The organism is Wenzhouxiangella sp. XN24, from assembly GCF_011064545.1.
In the GTDB taxonomy this organism is placed as follows: Bacteria; Pseudomonadota; Gammaproteobacteria; order Steroidobacterales; family XN24; genus XN24.
In genome coordinates this window covers 123185-141576 of the sequence record NZ_JAAMFG010000036.1, presented here as the reverse complement: position 1 = coordinate 141576, position 18392 = coordinate 123185, and the positions used below count along the sequence as shown (strand labels likewise).

The 18392-nt window shown below is 66.0% G+C and carries 17 protein-coding genes; 11 read left to right on the top strand and 6 right to left on the bottom strand.

The features are described from left to right. Window positions 1–75: 75 nt before the first annotated feature. On the bottom strand, window positions 76–2025 hold the full coding sequence (gene acs / locus G6032_RS12755) for an acetate--CoA ligase (protein WP_165282537.1): 1950 nt from the start codon (window positions 2023–2025) through the stop codon (window positions 76–78). A gap of 484 nt (window positions 2026–2509) precedes the next feature. Between acs and G6032_RS12750 the strand changes: the two genes are divergently transcribed. From G6032_RS12750 to phaC, 6 genes are all read left to right on the top strand, one after another. After that, window positions 2510–3595 (top strand): porin, encoded by a 1086-nt coding sequence (locus G6032_RS12750; protein ID WP_165282536.1) that lies wholly within the window; start codon window positions 2510–2512, stop codon window positions 3593–3595. Between the two features lie 165 nt (window positions 3596–3760). Continuing rightward, window positions 3761–4504 (top strand): acetoacetyl-CoA reductase, encoded by a 744-nt coding sequence (gene phbB / locus G6032_RS12745; RefSeq protein WP_165282535.1) that lies wholly within the window; start codon window positions 3761–3763, stop codon window positions 4502–4504. A gap of 44 nt (window positions 4505–4548) precedes the next feature. Further along, complete coding sequence (gene phaR, locus G6032_RS12740; protein ID WP_165282534.1) at window positions 4549–5031, top strand: polyhydroxyalkanoate synthesis repressor PhaR; 483 nt, start codon at window positions 4549–4551, stop codon at window positions 5029–5031. 128 nt (window positions 5032–5159) lie between these two features. Next, on the top strand, window positions 5160–5552 hold the full coding sequence (phaP, locus tag G6032_RS12735; protein ID WP_165282533.1) for a TIGR01841 family phasin: 393 nt from the start codon (window positions 5160–5162) through the stop codon (window positions 5550–5552). Window positions 5553–5734: 182 nt separating this feature from the next. After that, the gene (locus G6032_RS12730) at window positions 5735–6928 is read left to right on the top strand and encodes an acetyl-CoA C-acyltransferase family protein (protein ID WP_165282532.1); all 1194 of its coding nucleotides are present in this window, start codon (window positions 5735–5737) and stop codon (window positions 6926–6928) included. A gap of 14 nt (window positions 6929–6942) precedes the next feature. Continuing rightward, on the top strand, window positions 6943–8682 hold the full coding sequence (gene phaC, locus G6032_RS12725; RefSeq protein WP_165282531.1) for a class I poly(R)-hydroxyalkanoic acid synthase: 1740 nt from the start codon (window positions 6943–6945) through the stop codon (window positions 8680–8682). An 86-nt stretch (window positions 8683–8768) separates the two neighbouring features. Here the strand turns inward: phaC and phbB (G6032_RS12720) are convergent, their stop codons facing one another. After that, window positions 8769–9494, bottom strand: coding sequence for an acetoacetyl-CoA reductase (gene phbB, locus G6032_RS12720; RefSeq protein ID WP_165282530.1), 726 nt, complete (start codon window positions 9492–9494; stop codon window positions 8769–8771). Between the two features lie 128 nt (window positions 9495–9622). Here phbB (G6032_RS12720) and G6032_RS12715 point away from each other — a divergent pair, with 128 nt between their 5' ends. The 4 genes from G6032_RS12715 (at window position 9623) to G6032_RS12700 (ending at window position 13012) form a co-directional block, all read left to right on the top strand. Then, on the top strand, window positions 9623–10678 hold the full coding sequence (locus tag G6032_RS12715) for an agmatine deiminase family protein (protein WP_206211977.1): 1056 nt from the start codon (window positions 9623–9625) through the stop codon (window positions 10676–10678). A gap of 80 nt (window positions 10679–10758) precedes the next feature. Further along, entirely contained in the window at window positions 10759–11148 is a 390-nt protein-coding gene (locus tag G6032_RS12710) for a thioredoxin family protein (protein WP_165282529.1), read from the top strand. 31 nt (window positions 11149–11179) lie between these two features. Further along, entirely contained in the window at window positions 11180–11890 is a 711-nt protein-coding gene (locus tag G6032_RS12705; protein WP_165282528.1) for a cytochrome c biogenesis protein CcdA, read from the top strand. A 141-nt stretch (window positions 11891–12031) separates the two neighbouring features. Further along, the gene (locus tag G6032_RS12700; RefSeq protein WP_165282527.1) at window positions 12032–13012 is read left to right on the top strand and encodes a deoxyhypusine synthase family protein; all 981 of its coding nucleotides are present in this window, start codon (window positions 12032–12034) and stop codon (window positions 13010–13012) included. A gap of 509 nt (window positions 13013–13521) precedes the next feature. Here G6032_RS12700 and G6032_RS12695 read toward each other — a convergent pair. Together G6032_RS12695 and G6032_RS12690 are read right to left on the bottom strand one after the other, a co-directional pair. Then, window positions 13522–14706, bottom strand: a complete 1185-nt coding sequence (locus G6032_RS12695; RefSeq protein ID WP_165282526.1) for an iron-containing alcohol dehydrogenase — start codon at window positions 14704–14706, stop codon at window positions 13522–13524. 1 nt (window position 14707) lies between these two features. Then, window positions 14708–15232: a hypothetical protein gene (locus G6032_RS12690; protein WP_165282525.1), complete on the bottom strand. Its 525-nt coding sequence runs from the start codon at window positions 15230–15232 to the stop codon at window positions 14708–14710. Window positions 15233–15352: 120 nt separating this feature from the next. Here G6032_RS12690 and G6032_RS12685 point away from each other — a divergent pair, with 120 nt between their 5' ends. Then, a complete protein-coding gene (locus G6032_RS12685; protein WP_165282524.1) occupies window positions 15353–15652 on the top strand; it encodes a hypothetical protein in 300 nt (99 codons plus the stop codon). On the opposite strand, the gene G6032_RS12680 is transcribed toward G6032_RS12685, so the two are convergent. Continuing rightward, window positions 15649–16311, bottom strand: coding sequence for a 1-acyl-sn-glycerol-3-phosphate acyltransferase (locus G6032_RS12680; RefSeq protein WP_165282523.1), 663 nt, complete (start codon window positions 16309–16311; stop codon window positions 15649–15651). The genes G6032_RS12685 and G6032_RS12680 overlap by 4 nt on opposite strands. A 3-nt stretch (window positions 16312–16314) precedes the next feature. Continuing rightward, on the bottom strand, window positions 16315–18288 hold the full coding sequence (locus G6032_RS12675; protein WP_165282522.1) for a S9 family peptidase: 1974 nt from the start codon (window positions 18286–18288) through the stop codon (window positions 16315–16317). Window positions 18289–18392: the final 104 nt, after the last annotated feature.

Genomic DNA, 18392 nt, shown 5'->3' with positions numbered 1-18392 from the left:
CGGCGGGCCCTTGCGGGCGCCGCCACGGGGATTGTTCGGCCTGGCAGCCTCGCCCGCGGCGAGATCCCGCCGATCTCAGGTGATTTTCTTGCGATTCTCGATCAGGTCGTCCACGACGCCGGGATCCGCCAGCGTCGAGGTGTCGCCGAGGTTGCCGTACTCGTGGGCCGCCACCTTGCGCAGGATGCGGCGCATGATCTTGCCGGAACGCGTCTTCGGCAGGCCCGGCGCGAACTGGATCACGTCCGGTGTCGCGATCGGCCCGATCTCGGTGCGTACCCAGGTCCGCAGTTCCTTGTTCAGCTCCGGGGTCGGCTCTTCGCCGGCCTGCAGCGTCACGTAGCAATAGACGCCCTGGCCCTTGATGTCGTGCGGGAAGCCCACGACAGCCGCTTCCGCGACCTTCGGATGGGCCACGAGGGCGCTCTCGATCTCCGCCGTGCCCATTCGGTGGCCGGAGACGTTGAGCACGTCGTCCACGCGCCCGGTGATCCAGTAATAGCCGTCCTCGTCGCGGCGCGCGCCGTCGCCCGTGAAGTAGCGGCCCTCGAACGTGGAGAAATAGGTCTGCACGAAGCGATCGTGATCGCCGAACACCGTGCGCATCTGGCCCGGCCAGCTGTCGAGCAGCACCAGGTTACCCTCGGTGGCGCCCTCCAGGGTGTTGCCCTCGTTGTCCACGATGGCCGGCTGCACGCCGAAGAATGGCAGGGTCGCCGAGCCGGGTTTCAGGTCGGTGGCACCGGGCAGCGGCGTGATCAGGATGCCGCCGGTCTCGGTCTGCCACCAGGTGTCGACGATCGGGCAACGATCGTCGCCGACGACGTGGTAGTACCACTCCCAGGCTTCCGGGTTGATCGGTTCGCCCACCGAGCCGAGCACGCGCAGGCTCTTGCGGCTGGTCTTCCTGACCGGTTCCTCGCCTTCGCGCATCAGGGCGCGGATGGCGGTCGGCGCCGTGTAGAAAATGTTGACCTGGTGTTTGTCCACCACCTGCCAGAAGCGCGAGCTGTCCGGGTAGTTCGGCACGCCCTCGAACATCAGCGTCGTGGCGCCGTTCGCGAGCGGGCCGTAGACGATGTAGCTGTGGCCCGTGACCCAGCCGACGTCGGCCGTGCACCAGTAGATCTCGCCGGGCTGGTAGTCGAAGACGTACTCGTGCGTCATCGAGGCATACACCATGTAGCCGCCGGTAGTGTGCAGCACGCCCTTGGGCTGGCCCGTGGAACCCGAGGTGTAGAGGATGAACAGCGTGTCTTCCGCGTTCATTTCCTCGACCGGGCACTCGGCCGGCTGGTCGGCGACCAGCGACTCGTACCAGACATCGCGGCCCTCGGTCCACGCGACCTTGCCGCCGGTGCGCTTGACGACCACCACGTTGGCGACGCTGTCGAGCTTGTGCTGCTCGAGGGCGCGGTCCACGTTGGCTTTCAGCGGCACCTTGCGGCCCCCGCGCAGGCCCTCGTCGGCGGTGATGATCAGCTTCGAGTTGCAGTCCTGGACGCGTCCGGCCACCGACTCGGGAGAGAAACCGCCGAACACGATGGAATGCGGTGCGCCGATGCGGGCGCAGGCCAGCATCGCGACCGCGGCTTCCGGGATCATCGGCATGTAGATCGTGACCATGTCGCCCTTGCCGATGCCCAGCGACTTCAGGCCGTTGGCCAGGCGGCAGACCTGCTCGTAAAGGTCGCGATAGCTGATGTGCTTCGACTCGTCCGGGTCGTCGCCCTCCCAGATGATGGCCGTCTGGTCGCCGCGTTCTGCGAGGTGCCGATCGAGGCAGTTCGCGCTCGCGTTCAGCGTGCCGTCCTCGAACCAGCGGATATGCAGGTGATGGCGGTCGAAGGAGACGTCCTTCACTTTCGAGTACGGCCTTATCCAGTCGATCCGTTTACCGTGTTCCGCCCAGAAGGCTTCGGGGTCCGCGATGGACGCCGCGTACATTTCCGCGTATTTCTCGCTGTCGCAGTGCGCTGCCCGGGCAAACTCGGCTTGCACCGGATAGACCTTGGATCCGGTCATCGATTCCTCCTCCTTGTAACGGGTCCCGCGCGTGACCGCGCGAGCCGTATTTTTCATCATGTGAGTCTTGGGTTCGCGCCTTGGCGCGTACATTAGACCTTCGTCGCAGCGGCGCCTTGGGCCTGTGCCGAAGCTTAACGCAACTCGGCGGCGGGCCCGCATTCTCCCGGCGTGCACGACAGCGCCGCAGGATTGTGGTTTTTTTACAACGCAATGCGTGAGCGATGTTTCGGTTTTCCCTGATCAATGTTACTTTCAGGTAGCAGAAACTTAGACTTTCAGCTAATACCAATAACGTGCCGCCATGCGTGATGATGCGCGGTGCGAGTTGCCTCCAGACGACAACCAGCAGGGGAGATGACGGCAAGGCGTGCCTCGATGGGTCGGGAAATTCGTCGCGAGAACGAATCCCCCGGTCGCGACGTGTCCAGGGTCCGGACGCCGTATCCCCGCTACAGACGAGTTCTACACAAGGAGAATAACGATGAGATTGAACAAGCCTCTCTCCAGCGGCCTGCTGGCGGCAGCCGTGCTCGCGATGGTGCCGCATACGGCAAGCGCATGGAGTCCGAAGCTCGAGGTGAACGAGAACGCCTGGGTCCAGCTGGGCTATCTGCACCAGTTCTGGTACGAGTCCGTCGACGACAAGAACGCCGGCGATCGCTCCAACGATTTCTTCACCCGCCGCAACCGCATCATGTTGCTCGGCCAGGCTGCAGAGAAGGTGCACTTCTTCGTCAACTACGACGCCGCCTCCGGCAGCGCCGCCGGCGGCCGCCAGGATCCGGTGCTCACCGACGCGTTCATCGACTACCGGATCGCTCCGGAATTCAACGTGATGGTCGGCCGCATGCTGGTGCCGTTCACGATCGACAACCAGTCGTCCGCCGTGTCGCTGACCGCGCTCGATTATCCGACCCGCACCCTGGCCAACCAGCCCACCACCCCCAGCGGCGCCTTCTGGCGCGACGACGGCATCATGGCCCGCGGCCTGCTCGGCGGCGGCATGGTCGGCTATCGCGTGGGTTACTTCCGCGGCGATCGCGACGCGACGCGCAATGACGGGGGCGACGGCCGCATCACGGGTATGGTCACGATTAACCTGGCCTCACCGCAGGGCGGCTGGTTCTTCAACCAGAACAGCCTCGGCGCGCTCGACGTGCTGACCTTCGGCGCAGGTTACGACAGCATGGGTCGCGCCAGCACTGGCTTCGACGACCACGAGGCCTGGAGCCTGTTCTTCACGGCGGAGCAGGGCATCGGGGCAGGTCACCTGTCGCTGAACGGCACCTACATCGACTGGGACGGCGTCATCGGCGGCTTTGGCGATGGCAAGAGCTTCAGCCTGCAGGCCGCGTTCCTGCCCACGGGCAGCAAGTGGCAGCCGGTGGTTCGCTGGCAGCAGCAGGACCCGGATGCCGGTGAGTCGCTCGACACCATCGGGCTGGGCCTGAGCTACTACATCAGCGGTCACCGCGCCAACATCAAGGCCGAGTACTCGATCGACGACCAGTTCGTCGGCGGCGAAAAGACCGACGCCTTCCGCGTCGGTGCTCAGGTGTTCTTCTAGGCCGACCCAGGCCGACAGGATCCGGCCACGTTGCCGGCAGGACGGGCGGCCCTCGGGCCGCCCGTCCTCGTTTGTGCGTCCGCAACAATATTTTGCATTGCACAATAAAAACGCGTTATGCTCCGCGCCCATCGACAAAGATCCAATAACAATCAGGAGAAGGGTATGAGCGGACGAAACGCGCTGGTCACCGGGGGCACGGGCTGCATCGGCAGGGTCATCTGCGAGGTCCTGCTCGAGGCGGGTTACCAGGTGGCGGCCAACTGTCATCCCGGCGACGCGGAGAACGCGGCCAAATGGCAGCAGGAACTCGCCGCGCGCGGCTTGCAGATCCACATACAGCCCTTCGACGCCAGCGATTACGAGGCGACCCGCGCCGGCGTGGCAGCCGTCGAGGCCGAGCTCGGTCCCGTGGACCTGCTGGTGAATGCCGCCGGAATCACCCGCGACGGCCGCCTCGCCAAGCTGGCGCCGGCCGACTGGCAGGCGGTACTGCGTACCAACCTCGACAGCGTCTACAACGCCACGAAGTCGGTCATCGAGGGGATGATCGAGCGCAAGTTCGGGCGCGTCGTCAACATCTCCTCGGTGAACGGGCAGCGCGGCCAGTTCGGCCAGGCGAACTACTCGGCCGCCAAGGCCGGGGTGCACGGCTTCACGATGGCCGTCGCGCGCGAAGTGGCCCGCAAGGGCATCACCGTGAACACGGTCTCGCCGGGCTACATCGAGTCGCCCCTGATCATGAACGTCCCGGAGCCCATCCGCGAGGGCATCCGCGAGCAGATCCCGGTCGGCCGCTTCGGCAAGCCCGCCGAAATCGCACGCGCCGTGCTGTTTCTCGCCTCCGACGACGCCGCTTACATCACGGGGACGGACCTGTCGGTGAACGGCGGATACCACATGGACTGAGGCCGGCACTTCACGGCGGGCGCCCGGGGCTGCATTATGAGCCCATGAAAGAACGCGTCATCCGGAAATATGCCAATCGCCGCCTCTACGACCCGTCGGAGAGTCGCCACCTCACGCTGGACGAGGTCCGCGAGCTAGTAGTCGCGGGCGAGAAGGTGCGGGTCGAGGACGCCAAGACCGGCGAAGACCTCACCCGCAGCATCCTCCTGCAGATCATCGTCGAACGGGAAGAGGCGGGACGGCCGCTGCTGTCCGCCGAGTTGCTGGAGCAGCTGATCCGCTTCTACGGCGGCGCGATGCAGGACTTTCTCTCGACCTACCTCGAGCGCAGCGTCGGCGCTTTCGTGGATCAGCAGCAGAGCTTCCAGGAACAGGTCCTGACGATGATGAAGGATACGCCGCTGTCCACCGTCAGCCAGCTGGCCGAGCAGAACCTCGCCACCTGGAAGGAGCTCCAGCAGCGCATGTTCGGCATGTCGGATACGCAGTCGCAAAATAAAAAACCCGGCGCCAATAAGCCTAAGTAGTTGTTTTTAAGGGTACGTATAATCCACAGAAGAAATCTTTTTGCAATGCAAAAAGATTTCTGCTAGCTTGTGTCCCCGGGATGGCAAACCGCCATCGAGCAGTTACGGAACAACCTGAGGACCCAGCCATGACGTACGACGACCTTTACACCCAGGCCCAGAAGGCCGGCGCACCCCTTGCCGAGATGACGGAATTCGGTTTCGAGAGCTTCGAGAAGGGTTTCCAGATGCAGGCCGACCTGCTGGGCGACGCGATCGATCTCGCCGTCGAGCAGATGAAAGTCGCCGCTTCGACGACCAGTCCGACCGAGTACTTCCAGGCCCAGACGAAGCTGGCCGAGGAATATGTCGCGCGGGTACAGAAGCGCGCGGAGAGCCTGATGGAAACCGCCACCGAGGCGCAGGGCAAGCTGGCCGCGTGGGCGGAACAGGGCATCAAGCAGGCCCAGTCGAATTTCGGCGAGACCATGGCCGCCGCGCAGGCCGCCGCGCCGAAGCCGGCAGGCAAGAAGGGCGCCTGAAGCAGGACGGGAACGGGCGGGGCGGCGACGTCCCGCCCGTTTTTTTTGCGTCCGGCAGGCCCCCGGGCTTGCCCGGGGTATCTGCGGATGCCACCCGCGGCCACCCTTGCGACAATCCGCGACTGGTGGCAAGTTCAATGGCCGATACAAGGCCGTGACCAACAACAAAGGATTCCAGCGCCATGAGTGAGCAGCATCGCGAAGTCGTCGTCGTGTCCGCCGTCCGCACCGCCATCGGTACCTACGGAGGCGCCCTCGCCGGCAGCCCGCCCGCCGACCTCGCAGCGCTGGTCGTGCGCGAGTCCGTCAACCGGGCGGGACTCGAGCCGGCCGACATCGGCCATTGCGTGTTCGGCAACGTCATCCACACCGAGGCGCGGGACATGTATCTTGCGCGGGCGGCCGCCGTGAACGGGGGCCTCCCCGTCGAAACGCCGGCCGTCACCGTCAACCGGCTGTGCGGCAGCGGCCTGCAGGCCATCGTGTCCGCAGCCCAGCTGATCCTCCAGGGCGACACCCCGGCCGCGGTGGCCGGCGGCGCCGAGTGCATGAGCCGCGCGCAGTACTGGCTGCCCGGCATGCGCTTCGGCCAGCGCCTCGGCGACGGCCAGGTGATCGACGCCATGGTCGGCGCGCTGAGCGACCCCTTCGATTCCTGTCACATGGGCATCACTGCCGAGAACGTGGCGGAGCGCTGGAAGGTCAGTCGCGAGGACCAGGACGCAATCGCGCTCGAAAGCCAGGTGCGGGCCGCGCGTGCCATCGACGAGGGCCGCTTCAAGGGACAGATCGTGCCCGTCGAAGTGAAGGTCAAGCGCGAAAAGAAATTGTTCGACACCGACGAGCACGTGCGTCGCGAGACGAGTCTCGAGAGCCTGGCCAAGCTGCGTCCCGCCTTCAAGGGCGACGGCAGTGTCACGGCCGGCAACGCCTCGGGCCTGAACGACGGCGCCGGGGCGGTGGTGCTGATGGAGCGCGCCGCCGCCGAGGCGAAGGGGCTGACGCCGATGGCGCGCCTGGTGGGTTACAGCTTCGCGGGCGTCGAGCCGAAGTACATGGGCATCGGCCCGGTGCCGGCCACGCGGGCCTTGCTCGAGAAGACCGGCCTGAAGGTCTCCGACATCGACGTGTTCGAAGTGAACGAGGCCTTCGCGGCCCAGGCGCTCGCGGTCTGCCGCGACCTCGACCTGCCGCCCGACCTGGTCAACCCGAACGGCAGCGGCATTTCGCTGGGTCATCCCATCGGCGCCACGGGCTGCATCATCACCGTGAAAGCGTTGCACGAACTGGAACGCTGTAACGGGCGCTACGCTCTCGTCACCATGTGTATCGGCGGCGGGCAGGGCATTGCCGCCATCTTCGAGCGGCTCTCTTGAGCGGAGTGAACACGATGTCAGTTTTGAAGCATCTCAAGCCGGAAAACCTGAAAGCGCAGTACCAGATGGCGCGCGTCATGACCGGCCTTTCCGCCGACCTGGGCAAGGCGTACGCGCAGTGGGTCGCAGCCCTCGCGACGCATCCCGGCTTCGTCATGAAACACTCGGTCTCGCTGACCGGGGATTACCTCGGCATCGGCGGCGAACTGCTGCGCCAGGCCGTCGGCACCCCGGTCAACGGCACCGCCGCGAACGGCATCAACGGCGACCGCCGCTTCAGCGGCGCCACCTGGCAGAAGCGCCCGTTGTTCAACGCGGTGCGTCGCACCTGGGAGGCCACCACCCGGACCACGCTGTCGCTGGCCGACGGCACCCCCGGGCTCGACCAGGACACGGCGCGCAAGCTGCGCTTCTTCACCGGGCAGTTCCTCGACGCCGTGGCGCCCAGCAATTTCGCGCTCAGCAATCCCGAGGTGCTGGCGGCGACGAAGTCGAGCAAGGGCCGCAACCTCGTCGAGGGTGTGCGTAATTTCTGGTCCGACCTGGATATCGAGCACGGCCGGCTGAAAGTCAGCATGTCCGACATGGGGGCGTTCAAGGTCGGCCGCGACCTGGCGGTCACGCCGGGCAAGGTGGTCTACCAGAACGAGTTGATGCAACTCATCCAGTACACCCCCACGACGGCCAAGGTGGCGCGCCGCCCGCTGCTGATCATCCCGCCGTGGCTGAACAAGTTCTACGTGCTGGACATGCAGCCGTCCAATTCGCTGGTGCGCTGGGCGGTAGACCAGGGGCACACGGTGTTCCTCATCTCCTGGGTGAATCCCAACGGCGAGACCCGGGACAAGACCTTCGACGACTACATGACCGAAGGCCCGCTGACGGCGCTCGACGTCATCAAGGATCTGACCGGCCAGGACGAGGTCAACGCCATGGGCTACTGCCTCGGCGGCATCCTGTTGACCGTAATGCTGGCCTGGCTGGAAAAGAAGGGCCGCAAGCCGATCAAGTCGGCGACCTTCCTCACGACGCTCGTCGATTACAGCGACGTGGGCGACATCAAGGTGTTCGTCAACGAGGAGCTGGTGGACAGGCTGGAGGCGGTCGGCCGCGCCAAGGGATTCATCCCGGGAGACAACGTCTCGTGGGGCTTCCGCATGCTGCGCGCGCCCGATTTGATCTGGTCGTTCATCATCAACCACTACCTGCTCGGCAAGCCGCGCATCCCCTTCGACCTGCTGTACTGGAACGAGGACGCGACCAACATGCCGGCGGCCTGCCACACCTGGTTCATGCGCAACATGTACCTGAAGAACCTGCTGCGCGAGCCTGGCGGGATCGAGGTCGCGGGCGAGCCGATCGACGTCACCCGGGTGACCACGCCGAGCTACGTCCTGGCCACGCGCGACGATCACATCGCGCCCTGGAAGACCTGCTACGAGACCACGCAGCTGTTCTCCGGTCCGAACCGTTTCGTGCTCGGAAACTCGGGCCACATCGCCGGCGCGATCAATCCGCCGACCAAGGTGAAGTATGGTTTCCGGGCCGGCGACAAGCCGCCGGCCAACCCCGACACCTGGTTCTCATCGACCGAGGAGACCCCGGGGAGCTGGTGGCTGGACTGGGGCAAGTGGCTGAAAAAGCACGCCGGGGGCCAGGTCAACGCCCGCCAGCCCGGCCTGCACAAGGACTATCCGGTCATCGAGGACGCGCCGGGCTCCTACGTGCGGCGCACGCTGGACGAGACCCGCTGAGGCAAGAAACGGGCTGAGGCCGTCACGCGCGCCGGTCCGGTCGATTCCGGGCCGGCGCGCCGCTTTCCGGCGGGCGGAAAGCCCGCTCAGTACATGTGCTGCCCGCCGTTCACGGACATGGTCGAGCCGGTCATGAAGTCCGCGTCGTCGGCGACCAGGAACAGCACGGCGCGGACGATGTCGTCCGTCTCGCCGAGGCGACCCACCGGAATGCGGGCAATGATCTTCTCCAGCACTTTGTCCGGGACCGCGCGCACCATCTCGGTGTTGACGTAACCCGGCGCCACGGCGTTTACCGTGACGTTCACTTTCGCGCCTTCCTGGGCGAGCGCCTTGGTGAAGCCGTGAATACCGGATTTCGCCGCCGCATAATTGACCTGCCCGTACTGGCCCGCCTGGCCGTTGACCGAACCGATGTTCACGATGCGGCCGAACTTGCGGTCCCGCATGCCCTCGATCACGTGGCGGCACATGTTGAAGCAGCTGGTGAGGTTGGTGCGGATGACCTCGTCCCAGTTCTCGAAGCTCATCTTGTGCAGCGTGCCGTCGCGCGTAATGCCGGCGTTGTTGACGAGCACTTCCACCGGGCCGAGTTCCTGCTCGATGCGCTTCACGCCCTCGCGGCTGGCCTCGAAATCGCCCACGTCGAAGCGGAAGGTCGCTATGCCCGTGCGCTCCTGGAACGACTTCGCCCGGTCCGTGCTGCCGACGTAATTCGCAGCCACCTGGTAGCCGTTTTTCGCCAGCGCCTCGGAGATGGCGCCGCCGATTCCTCGTGTTCCGCCGGTCACAACCGCCACGCGTCCTGTCATCGCTCCTCTCCCCTCTCGTGCTTGTCGGAAGCGCCAAATATGAACGCTCGGGCCGCGCGACGCCACCCGCCCTTCGTCTAAGGCGCGTTGTGCCGCTAAACTTGGCGCCCCTTGTCCGAGACCTGGCAATGAAAGCGATGACCCGGCCGGCTCCCGCAGAGCTCGGCTTCAGCATGCCCGCAGAGTGGGCGCCTCACGAGGCGACCTGGATTTCCTGGCCGCACAACCCCGAGACCTGGCCGGGCGTGCTGGGTGCCGCCGAGGCTGCGATGGCGCAGGCCGTGACGGCGCTGGCGGAAGGCGAGACGGTGCGCATCAACGTGCTTGATGCAGCGCACGAACGCCATGTGCGGAGCCTGCTCGGCGAGGTCGCGGCCACGCCCGCCGTCGTGTTTCACCGCTTCCCCACCAACGATGCCTGGTGCCGCGACCATGGCGCCATTTTTGTGCGCGATGCAACATCGCGCCTCGCGGCGCTCGATTGCGGTTTCAACGCCTGGGGCGGCAAGTACCCGCCATGGGACCTGGACGATGCCATTCCCGCACAGATGGCGGAGGCGCTCGGCGTGCCGCTGTTCGACGGCGGGATGATTCTCGAGGGCGGCTCCATCGACGTGAACGGCGCGGGTGCGGTCCTGACCACCGAGCAGTGCCTGCTCAACCCGAACCGCAACCCGACCCTGTCGCGCGCCGAGATCGAAGCCCGCCTGGCGCTGCTGCTCGGCATCGACCAGGTGTTTTGGCTGGGTGACGGGATCGTCGGCGACGACACCGACGGCCACATCGACGACATAACCCGCTTCGTCGCGGAGGACGCGGTCGTGACCGTCGTGGAACCCGACCGGGCCGACCCGAACCATGCGCCGCTGGCGGAGAACCTGTCACGCCTGCAAGCCCTGCGCCTGGCCGATGGCAGGCCGCTGCGCATCGTCGAATTGCCGATGCCGGCCCCGGTCGAGCGCGATGGCGAGCGCCTGCCGGCCAGCTACGGCAATTTCTATATCGGCAACCGGGTGGTATTGCTGCCGGTTTTCGACCAGCCGACGGACGCGGTGGCCGGCCGGATCCTGGCGGACTGCTTCCCGGATCGGCGCGTCGTGCCGATTCGCGCCACCGAGCTGGTCGTCGGGCTTGGCGCGTTCCATTGCCTGACGCAGCAGGTCCCCGTCGGCATTCGCTTGTAATATTTTCCCTCCGGCAGGTTTCTTGTGGGTACAGGGCGGCACGGGGCCGCTCGTCGTTCGGTACCCCCAGGAGACTTTTCATGAAGCAGTTATTCGTGGCCCTCGTGCTGGCCTTGTCCCTTTCGACCGCGTTCGCTCTCGAGAAAGAGCCGTTCGACCCGGCCCGGTTCGCCGAGCTGCAGCAGGCCGGCGAGGTCGTGCTGGTCGACGTCTATGCCGACTGGTGCTCCACCTGCAAGAAGCAGCAGGCTGCGCTCGCGGCCTATCGCGAGGCGAATCCCGACAAGGTCTTCCACATCCTTTCCGTGGACTTCGACACCGAAAAGGAGTGGGTGCGCCACTTCCGCGCGCCGCGCCAGTCCACCCTGCTGATCTATGCAGGCGAGTCGCAGTTCTGGTACAGCGTCGCCGAGTCCCGGCCCGAGGTGATCGCCGCGGAGCTCGACAAGGCGATCAAGGCGACGATGTAAGCGTGGCGCGGGCAGCAGCAGGATCAATCCGATGACACTGGAACTCGCCTCGATTCCGCTGGCCATGCTCGCCGGCGTCCTGAGCATCCTCTCCCCCTGCGTCTGGCCGCTGGTCCCGGTGGTGATGTCCTCCGCCGCGACCAGCGGCCGCAGCGGCCCCCTGTTCCTGGCGCTGGGGTTGTCGACGGCCTTCGCGGTCTCGGGCACGATCCTGACCCTGCTGCTGCTCACGCTCGGTTTCAATCCGGATGGTTTCCGCTACGTGGCTGCGGCCATGTTGATCATCGTGGCGGCATTCCTGCTGTCGAAGCCGCTCGGCGAATGGGCGGCCGTGAAACTGTCCGGTCTGACCAGCCGCTTCGACGTGGCTTCCGGCGGGACGGGCGGGGCGGTCAGCCAGTTCGGGGTCGGGGCCCTGCTGGGCCTGGTCTGGCTGCCCTGCGTCGGCCCGACCCTCGGGGCGGCGATCGCGCTCGCATCGCTCGGCCAGCAGATGGGCACGGCGTTCGTCGTCATGTTCGCCTTCGGCATCGGCACCGCCTCTGCATTGCTCCTCGCGGGCGTGGTGTCCGGGCAGCTGCTCAATCGCTGGCGCCCGGGCATGCTGCAGGGCGCGGCGCGCGGCAAGCAGTGGCTCGGGGCCCTGTTGCTGGTGCTCGGCCTGATGGTGTTCACCGGGCTGGACAAGCGGCTGGAGGCCGTGGCCCTGGGAATTCTCCCGGACTGGGCGGTCTCGCTCTGAGTTACCACCGGGCGCCGCAGGATGCTCGAGGTCGAAGCCCCCCATCGAAGCCCGACGTGTTCCGCTGCCCTTGCTGCGGCCAGCGGCGTGCCCTAACCTTGGCGCCCTTCGATTCGCCCATCCTGGAAGGAGGCCGCACGCATGGCCGACGCCCCTGTCTCGAGTTTCGTCCGGCATCACTTCCGGCACTTCAACGGCGCCGCGCTGGTGGATGCCACGGACGGATACATTGCCCATCTCGACAACGGCGGAGGGATGATGGTGACGCTCGCCGGCGCGATGAGCACGGCCGAACTGGGGTTGTCGCTGGCCGAGATGATCCGCCGCGACAAGGTGCACGCGATCACCTGCACGGGCGCGAATCTCGAGGAAGACGTCTTCAATCTCGTGGCCCATGACCATTACGTTCGCATCCCCGGTTACCGCGACCTGACGGGTGCCGACGAAGAGGCGCTGCTCGCGCGCCACCTGAACCGCGTGACCGATACCTGTATTCCGGAGGAAGAGGCCATCAGGCGCATCGAGCGCGTCGTGCTCGATCACTGGCTCGCGGCCGACGCCGCGGGCGAACGCTACTTCCCGCACGAGTTCATGTACCAGGTCCTGCGCAGCGGGCGCCTGGAAGAGCATTACCAGATCCATCCGAAAGACAGCTGGCTCCTCGCCGCGGCCGAGAAGGACCTGCCGATCATCGTGCCTGGCTGGGAGGACTCCACGCTCGGCAACATCTACGCCAGCCATTGCATCACGGGCGAGATCAAGAACGTCCACACCGTGCGCAGCGGCATCGAGTACATGGGGTACCTCGCCGAGTGGTACCAGGGCCAGGTGAAAGCCGGCCGTTCGATCGGTTTCTACCAGATCGGGGGCGGCATCGCGGGCGATTTCCCGATCTGTGTCGTGCCGATGCTCGAACAGGACCTGCAGATGACCGACATCCCGCGCTGGGGTTATTTCTGCCAGATCAGCGACTCGACCACCAGCTACGGTTCCTACTCGGGCGCGGTCCCGAACGAGAAGATCACCTGGGGCAAGCTTTCGGCGGACACGCCCAAGTTCATCATCGAGTCCGATGCGACGATTGTCGCGCCGCTGATGTTCGCGCTCATCCTCGGCTGGTAGCCGCATCACCGCCGAAGCCGGCCGTCACAGGCGCTGCCCGGTTCCCTTCGGGACAGGCCAGGCGACCGATGCGGCGCCGTCCAGTTCCCTTCGGGACAGACCCGGCGACAGCGCGCCGTCACAGGCGGCCCGGGCTCGGACAAGGAAAAACTCGCGCGGGCCGCCTGTAACGTCCCACTGCCGCCCCCCGGATCCAGCGCGAACGTCGCCTGCCGATCGCCCTTGCCATCGTGCCATAGCCACGGCTGCGGCCACGGCTGCGGCCAGTGGCATGGTTACGGCTACCGCTATGGCTCAGGCCTCCGAAGCGATCGCCGGCGGACAGCCTCGAGGTCCGAAACGGGGCTCGGCAGCGGGGTCGGGACGTGCAGGGCTCACCGAGCGATATAAAGATTTCTTGAGCGAGGGGAGCCCTGCGCGGTCCGGCCGCGCGATCGCGATCGTCACGTTCGTCAGGAGCCCTGCGCGGTCCGGCCGCGCGATCGTGACGGTGCGGTCCGGCCCGTCCGTTACCAGGACTTCCGCAGCACCGCGAGCGCCTCCTCGCGATCGACCTCGACGGGGTTGAAGATGATCGAGCCGTCGTCCAGCGACATCTCGGCGATCTCCTCGAGCTGTGACTGTTCGACCTTGCCGGTCTCGGAGAGAGTGCGAGGCAGGCCGCAGCGTGCATGGATCTCGTCCTTGAGCCAGCGCAGCCGGGCGATGGCCTTTTCGGCGCGTTCCGACGCGGGCGTGGAAGCATAGATATCGGCCCCCGCCAGCGGCAGCAGCAGTTCGCCGATTACGTCGCGGCGGGCCTCGAGGTTGTACTCCAGGACGGCCGGCAACAGGATGCTCATGCAGGTGCCGTGGTGCACATGACACATCGCGCCCACCGAGTGGCCGAGCGCATGCACGAGGCCGACCATGGAATTCGAGAAGGCGATGCCGGCCATCGCGGCGCCTTGGGCCAACGCAAGCCGGCCCTGCTCGTCGCCGGGGCGGTCGAGCACCTGCAGCAGGTTCTCGCTGACGGCACGCACCGCGGCGGCGGCGTAGGCGTCGCTCATCGGATTTTTCGCCAGGCAGATGAAGGCCTCGCAGGCATGGGTCATCGCATCCATGGCCGTCGCCGCGGTGATCTGCGCCGGCAGACCGAGGGTCATCCGCGGGTCCAGCACCGCGGCATGCGGCATCAGGAACGGCGAGGCGAAAGGCACCTTTACGCCGCGCTCCTCGTCCTTGACGATGGAGACGTAGGTCACTTCGGAGCCGGTGCCCGCGGTCGTCGGGATCACCAGCAGGGGATTCAACGGCCTGGGCAGGTTGCCGACGCCGGAGTATTTTGCGGGATCATCGGTCTGGTAGGACGCCAGGATGTTGGCCGCCTTGGCGGTGTCGATCGGCGAGCCGCCGCCGAGCGCGATCAGCGAGTCGCAACCGCGGTCCCGGTAGATCGCGGCGATCGCCCTGACGGCCGTCAGCGACGAGTCCGGCGGCACCTCGTCGTACACGGCGGCGATCTCGAGCCCGCCGGTGGAGAGAATCTCGCGCAGCGTATCGACCAGCCCCGCGGCGGCGACGCCCCTGTCCGTCACAAGCAGCGGCTTTTTCGCGCCGATGGCGCCGAGTTCGAAGGGGATGTTCTCGAGCGCCCGGGCGCCGACGATCAGCTTCACGGAACAGGAGAACTCATAATAGGTTTCTTTCACGTCAGCTCCTCGTCACCAGGTCGAGCGCGATACGGCCGTAGATCCTTGCATTCAATCCGAGCTTGTCGCCGAGGCCGAGGTCGGCCGGATAGCGTTTCACTCCCCGTACGGCGATGAAGCGCGGCATCAACACGCTTTCCAGGCGGTACATGCAGCGCACCAGGCGGATCCCTGCAGGCAGGTCCCCGTCCACGACCATCCGGGCCCGCGCGAACGCCGTGGGGGTGCTCTCGATGAAAGCGAACACCCGGAATGCGTAGTCCAGGTGCTTGAAGCGGATGCTCAACCCGGTGTCGGCGGGCAGGGTGCCGCCGAGATAGCGTAACCCGCCGCCGGGGATTTTCTGCAGCACCATGGCCGGTCCGTCCGGGAGGGTGGTCATGGCGATCACCATGCCGTCGGGAAAGCCGGCCGCTTCCGCCCGTACCACCGGGTCGACGCGGCTCATCGCCCGCAGCCCCCAGCCGACGATGCGCATCATCACGACGACGTAGATGCGCTTGAGGCGCTGGCGGAAGCTGCTCATGGATTCGGCTCTCCGGATGATTCGCGGCCTAGCAGCATAGTGTAACGTCCGATCGATGCGCAGTGCAGCTTCTGGCGGCCCTTGATGGGGAGGCTAGAATGGCGCCCAGGGAGGTGAACCATGCCCGGAGATGCTCTCAATTGCTGGCGCTGCGGTACCGAGGTCGCGGACGAGCCGTTGCCCTTGTCCCGCACGGCCGAATGCCGTCACTGCCGCGCGGAACTCCACGTCTGCCGGATGTGCGAATTCTATGACCCGGGCAAGGCCAACGCGTGCCGGGAGCCCGTGGCGGAGCCCGTGTCGGACAAGACACGCGCGAACTTCTGCGGCTGGTTCCGCGCGCGTCCGGGGCTTACGGCGGGGGGTGCCGACCCGGCCGCCGAGGCGGCGCGGCGACAGCTCGACGACTTGTTCGGCTAGTCGCGCGGCACCTGATCGGTCGGCACCTGATCGGTCGGTCCCGGATCGGTCCTTCCCGCGACCTTGCCGCGAAACAGGATCTCGCTGGCGTTGGGCGGAAACTTGCCGACCTTGTCGGCATAGAAGCCTCGGAGCATCTCGATGTCCTGTTCGACGTTCCCGCTGAAGCGCACGAAGGTCTCGAAGCCGATGGTCTTGTCGGCATAGTTGATGAACGCCAGGGCGCAGGGAATGTCTGCGCCGAGGGCGATCTGGTAGAAGCCCGATTTCAGGTGGTCGGTGTGTTTGCGCGTGCCTTCCGGCGCCAGCGCAAGCCACATCCAATCGCTGGTCTCGTATTGCTTCAGCGCCGCGCCGATGAACCCGCTGGCGGCACGCCGGTTGACCGGCACGCCGCCCATGCGGAGAAACAGTCCCCGCACCGGCCAGCGAAAGATCGTGTCCTTGCCCATCCAGTTGGCGCGCAGGCCCGTGCCGAAGCGGTACAGCAGGCCGAGCGGAAAGTCCCAGTTCGACGTGTGCGGGTAGACGATGATGATGCCCTTGGGTCCGGGCAGCGGCGCGGCCAGTACCCGCCAGCCGAACAGCCGCAGCAGGCCCAGGCAGATGCGCTGGACGAGGGTGCGTTTAGCCGGCGGGGCTGGCGGCGCGCCGCGCAAATACTACTCCGCTGACTCTGCGCCGATGTGCTTGTCGAAGAACGCCAGCATCGCCTCGTAGAGGTCCACGCGGTTGTCGACCTGGTAGAAGCCGTGGCCTTCCTTTTCCTTGATCATCCACTCGTATTCCATGCCGGCTGCATCGAGCGCGTCACGCAGGCGGTAGGCATGGCCGACCGGGACGCGCACGTCGTCCTCGCCATGCACGATGAACAGGTCGGCCTTGATGCGATCGACATGGAGGACGGGCGACACGGGGCGCAGTGATTCGGGTGTTTCGCCCACCGCCGAACTCATGAAGCGCTCGAAATTCTCGCGGGAGTCGCGGTCCCTCCGGCGGGAGAAGTCCGAGCCGTCCCCATTGCGGAACCACTCGAGGTCGTACACGCCGACATAACCGACGCCGCACTGGTACAGGTCCGGTTCCTTGATGACGCCCATCAGCGTGGCATAGCCGCCGTAGCTGCCGCCGTAGATGCAGATCCGTTCCGGGTCGGCAATGCCCTGCTCGATGGCCCACCGGGTGGCGTCGGTGACGTCGTCCTGCATCTTGCCGCCCCACTCGCGCCAGCCGGCCTGCTGGAAGTCCTGCCCCCGATTGCCGGAACCGCGGAAATTGACCTGCAGCGTGGCATAGCCGTGCTGGGCGAAGTACTGCGCTTCCGGGTTGAAGTCCCAGCTGTCATAAGGACCGAACGGGCCGCCATGCACGTTGAGGATCAGGGGCAGGTTCTTCTTGGCATCCTTCGGGCGGGTGAGAAACGCGTTCAGCACCAGTCCGTCGCGTGCCTCGATGCGCACCGGCTCCATCGGCACCAGCTTGGACTTGTCGAGGTCCGGGAACGAGGCGGCCTGGAAGCGCATCTGCACCTCTTTGCCGTCGAACAGATAGAAGTCCCCCGGGTTCTGGTCGCCGGAGACGGAAATGATCGACTTGGTTCCATCCCGCGTCGACGAGGTGACGAACACGTCGTCCTCCGGGAAGGCGTTCAGCAGCCCTGCCAGGAGGCGGGCCTGGTCGGGCAGCGCCTCGACCTGGTCATCGAAAAAAGCGTAGTCGGCCGGGCCGAAGGTGGCCCAGGCGCCCAGCACGTTCCCCGACGGGGTGCGCAGCAGGCCGCGGGCATCGACATGCTCGTGGCGATACATGAGATCCACTTCGCCGGTCTCGAAATCGTAGCGGAACACGCCCATGCGGTCGTTGCTCGGCATGTCGTGGTTGGACCTGAAGTAGGCCTGCTGGTTGTCGGCCGAGAAGCCGAGGAAATCGACCTGGGGAGAGCGCCGCTCGCTGGGCAGATCGACGGTCCTCCAGTCATCGCCGTGCTTGGCGTAGATGCGGAACTCGATGTCGTCGAGGGTGTCGCCGACGCGCACGGCGATGGCGGCCCGCAGCTCGCCGTCATTATCGGCGACGAGGGCAGCCATGTCCGAATCCACCGGCTGGTCGTCCAGGTAGGACAGCCTTCCCGTGGTGACGTCGAGCAGGTTGCCCTTGGGCACGCCCTCATCGGCCCAGTGATAACGGGCGACCAGGATGTTGCGCGGATCGTCGGGCAGGGGGTGCAGCACCTGGACAAAGGAGGTGGTGGTGCTGAATATCTCCCGCCTGTTGCTGCCGTCGACATCGGCGGCGTACAGGGACTGTGGCCTCCCCAGGTTGTCGAGGTTGCCGGTGACTTCGCCGACCGACATCACGACCCGCTCGTCGCTGGCCCACCAGAAATTCAGCACGTGCATGTTTTCGCCGAATTCGAAGCGGCTGAGATAGGCCTGGTCATCGAGCCGGATCACGGCCAGCTTGACCTCGGTATCCTCTTCGAAGGTCAGCGCCACGTGCGCCCCGTCCGGCGAGATCTTCATCGTGCGGACCAGGGACTTGCCGAACAGGTCCTCCGCGGGCAAGGGGGCCGCAGAGAGCGGGCCATGGGCGATGAACAGGGCGATCGCGAGGACGAGGGCAGAGAGCTTTGACATGGAGCCATCCTTTTCGCAAGAGAATGCCCCCTACCGGGGCGCCAGTAGGGGGCATTCTAGGCGATCTTCGCCGACCGCGGTCAATGGCCCGTGATAAGTAAAAA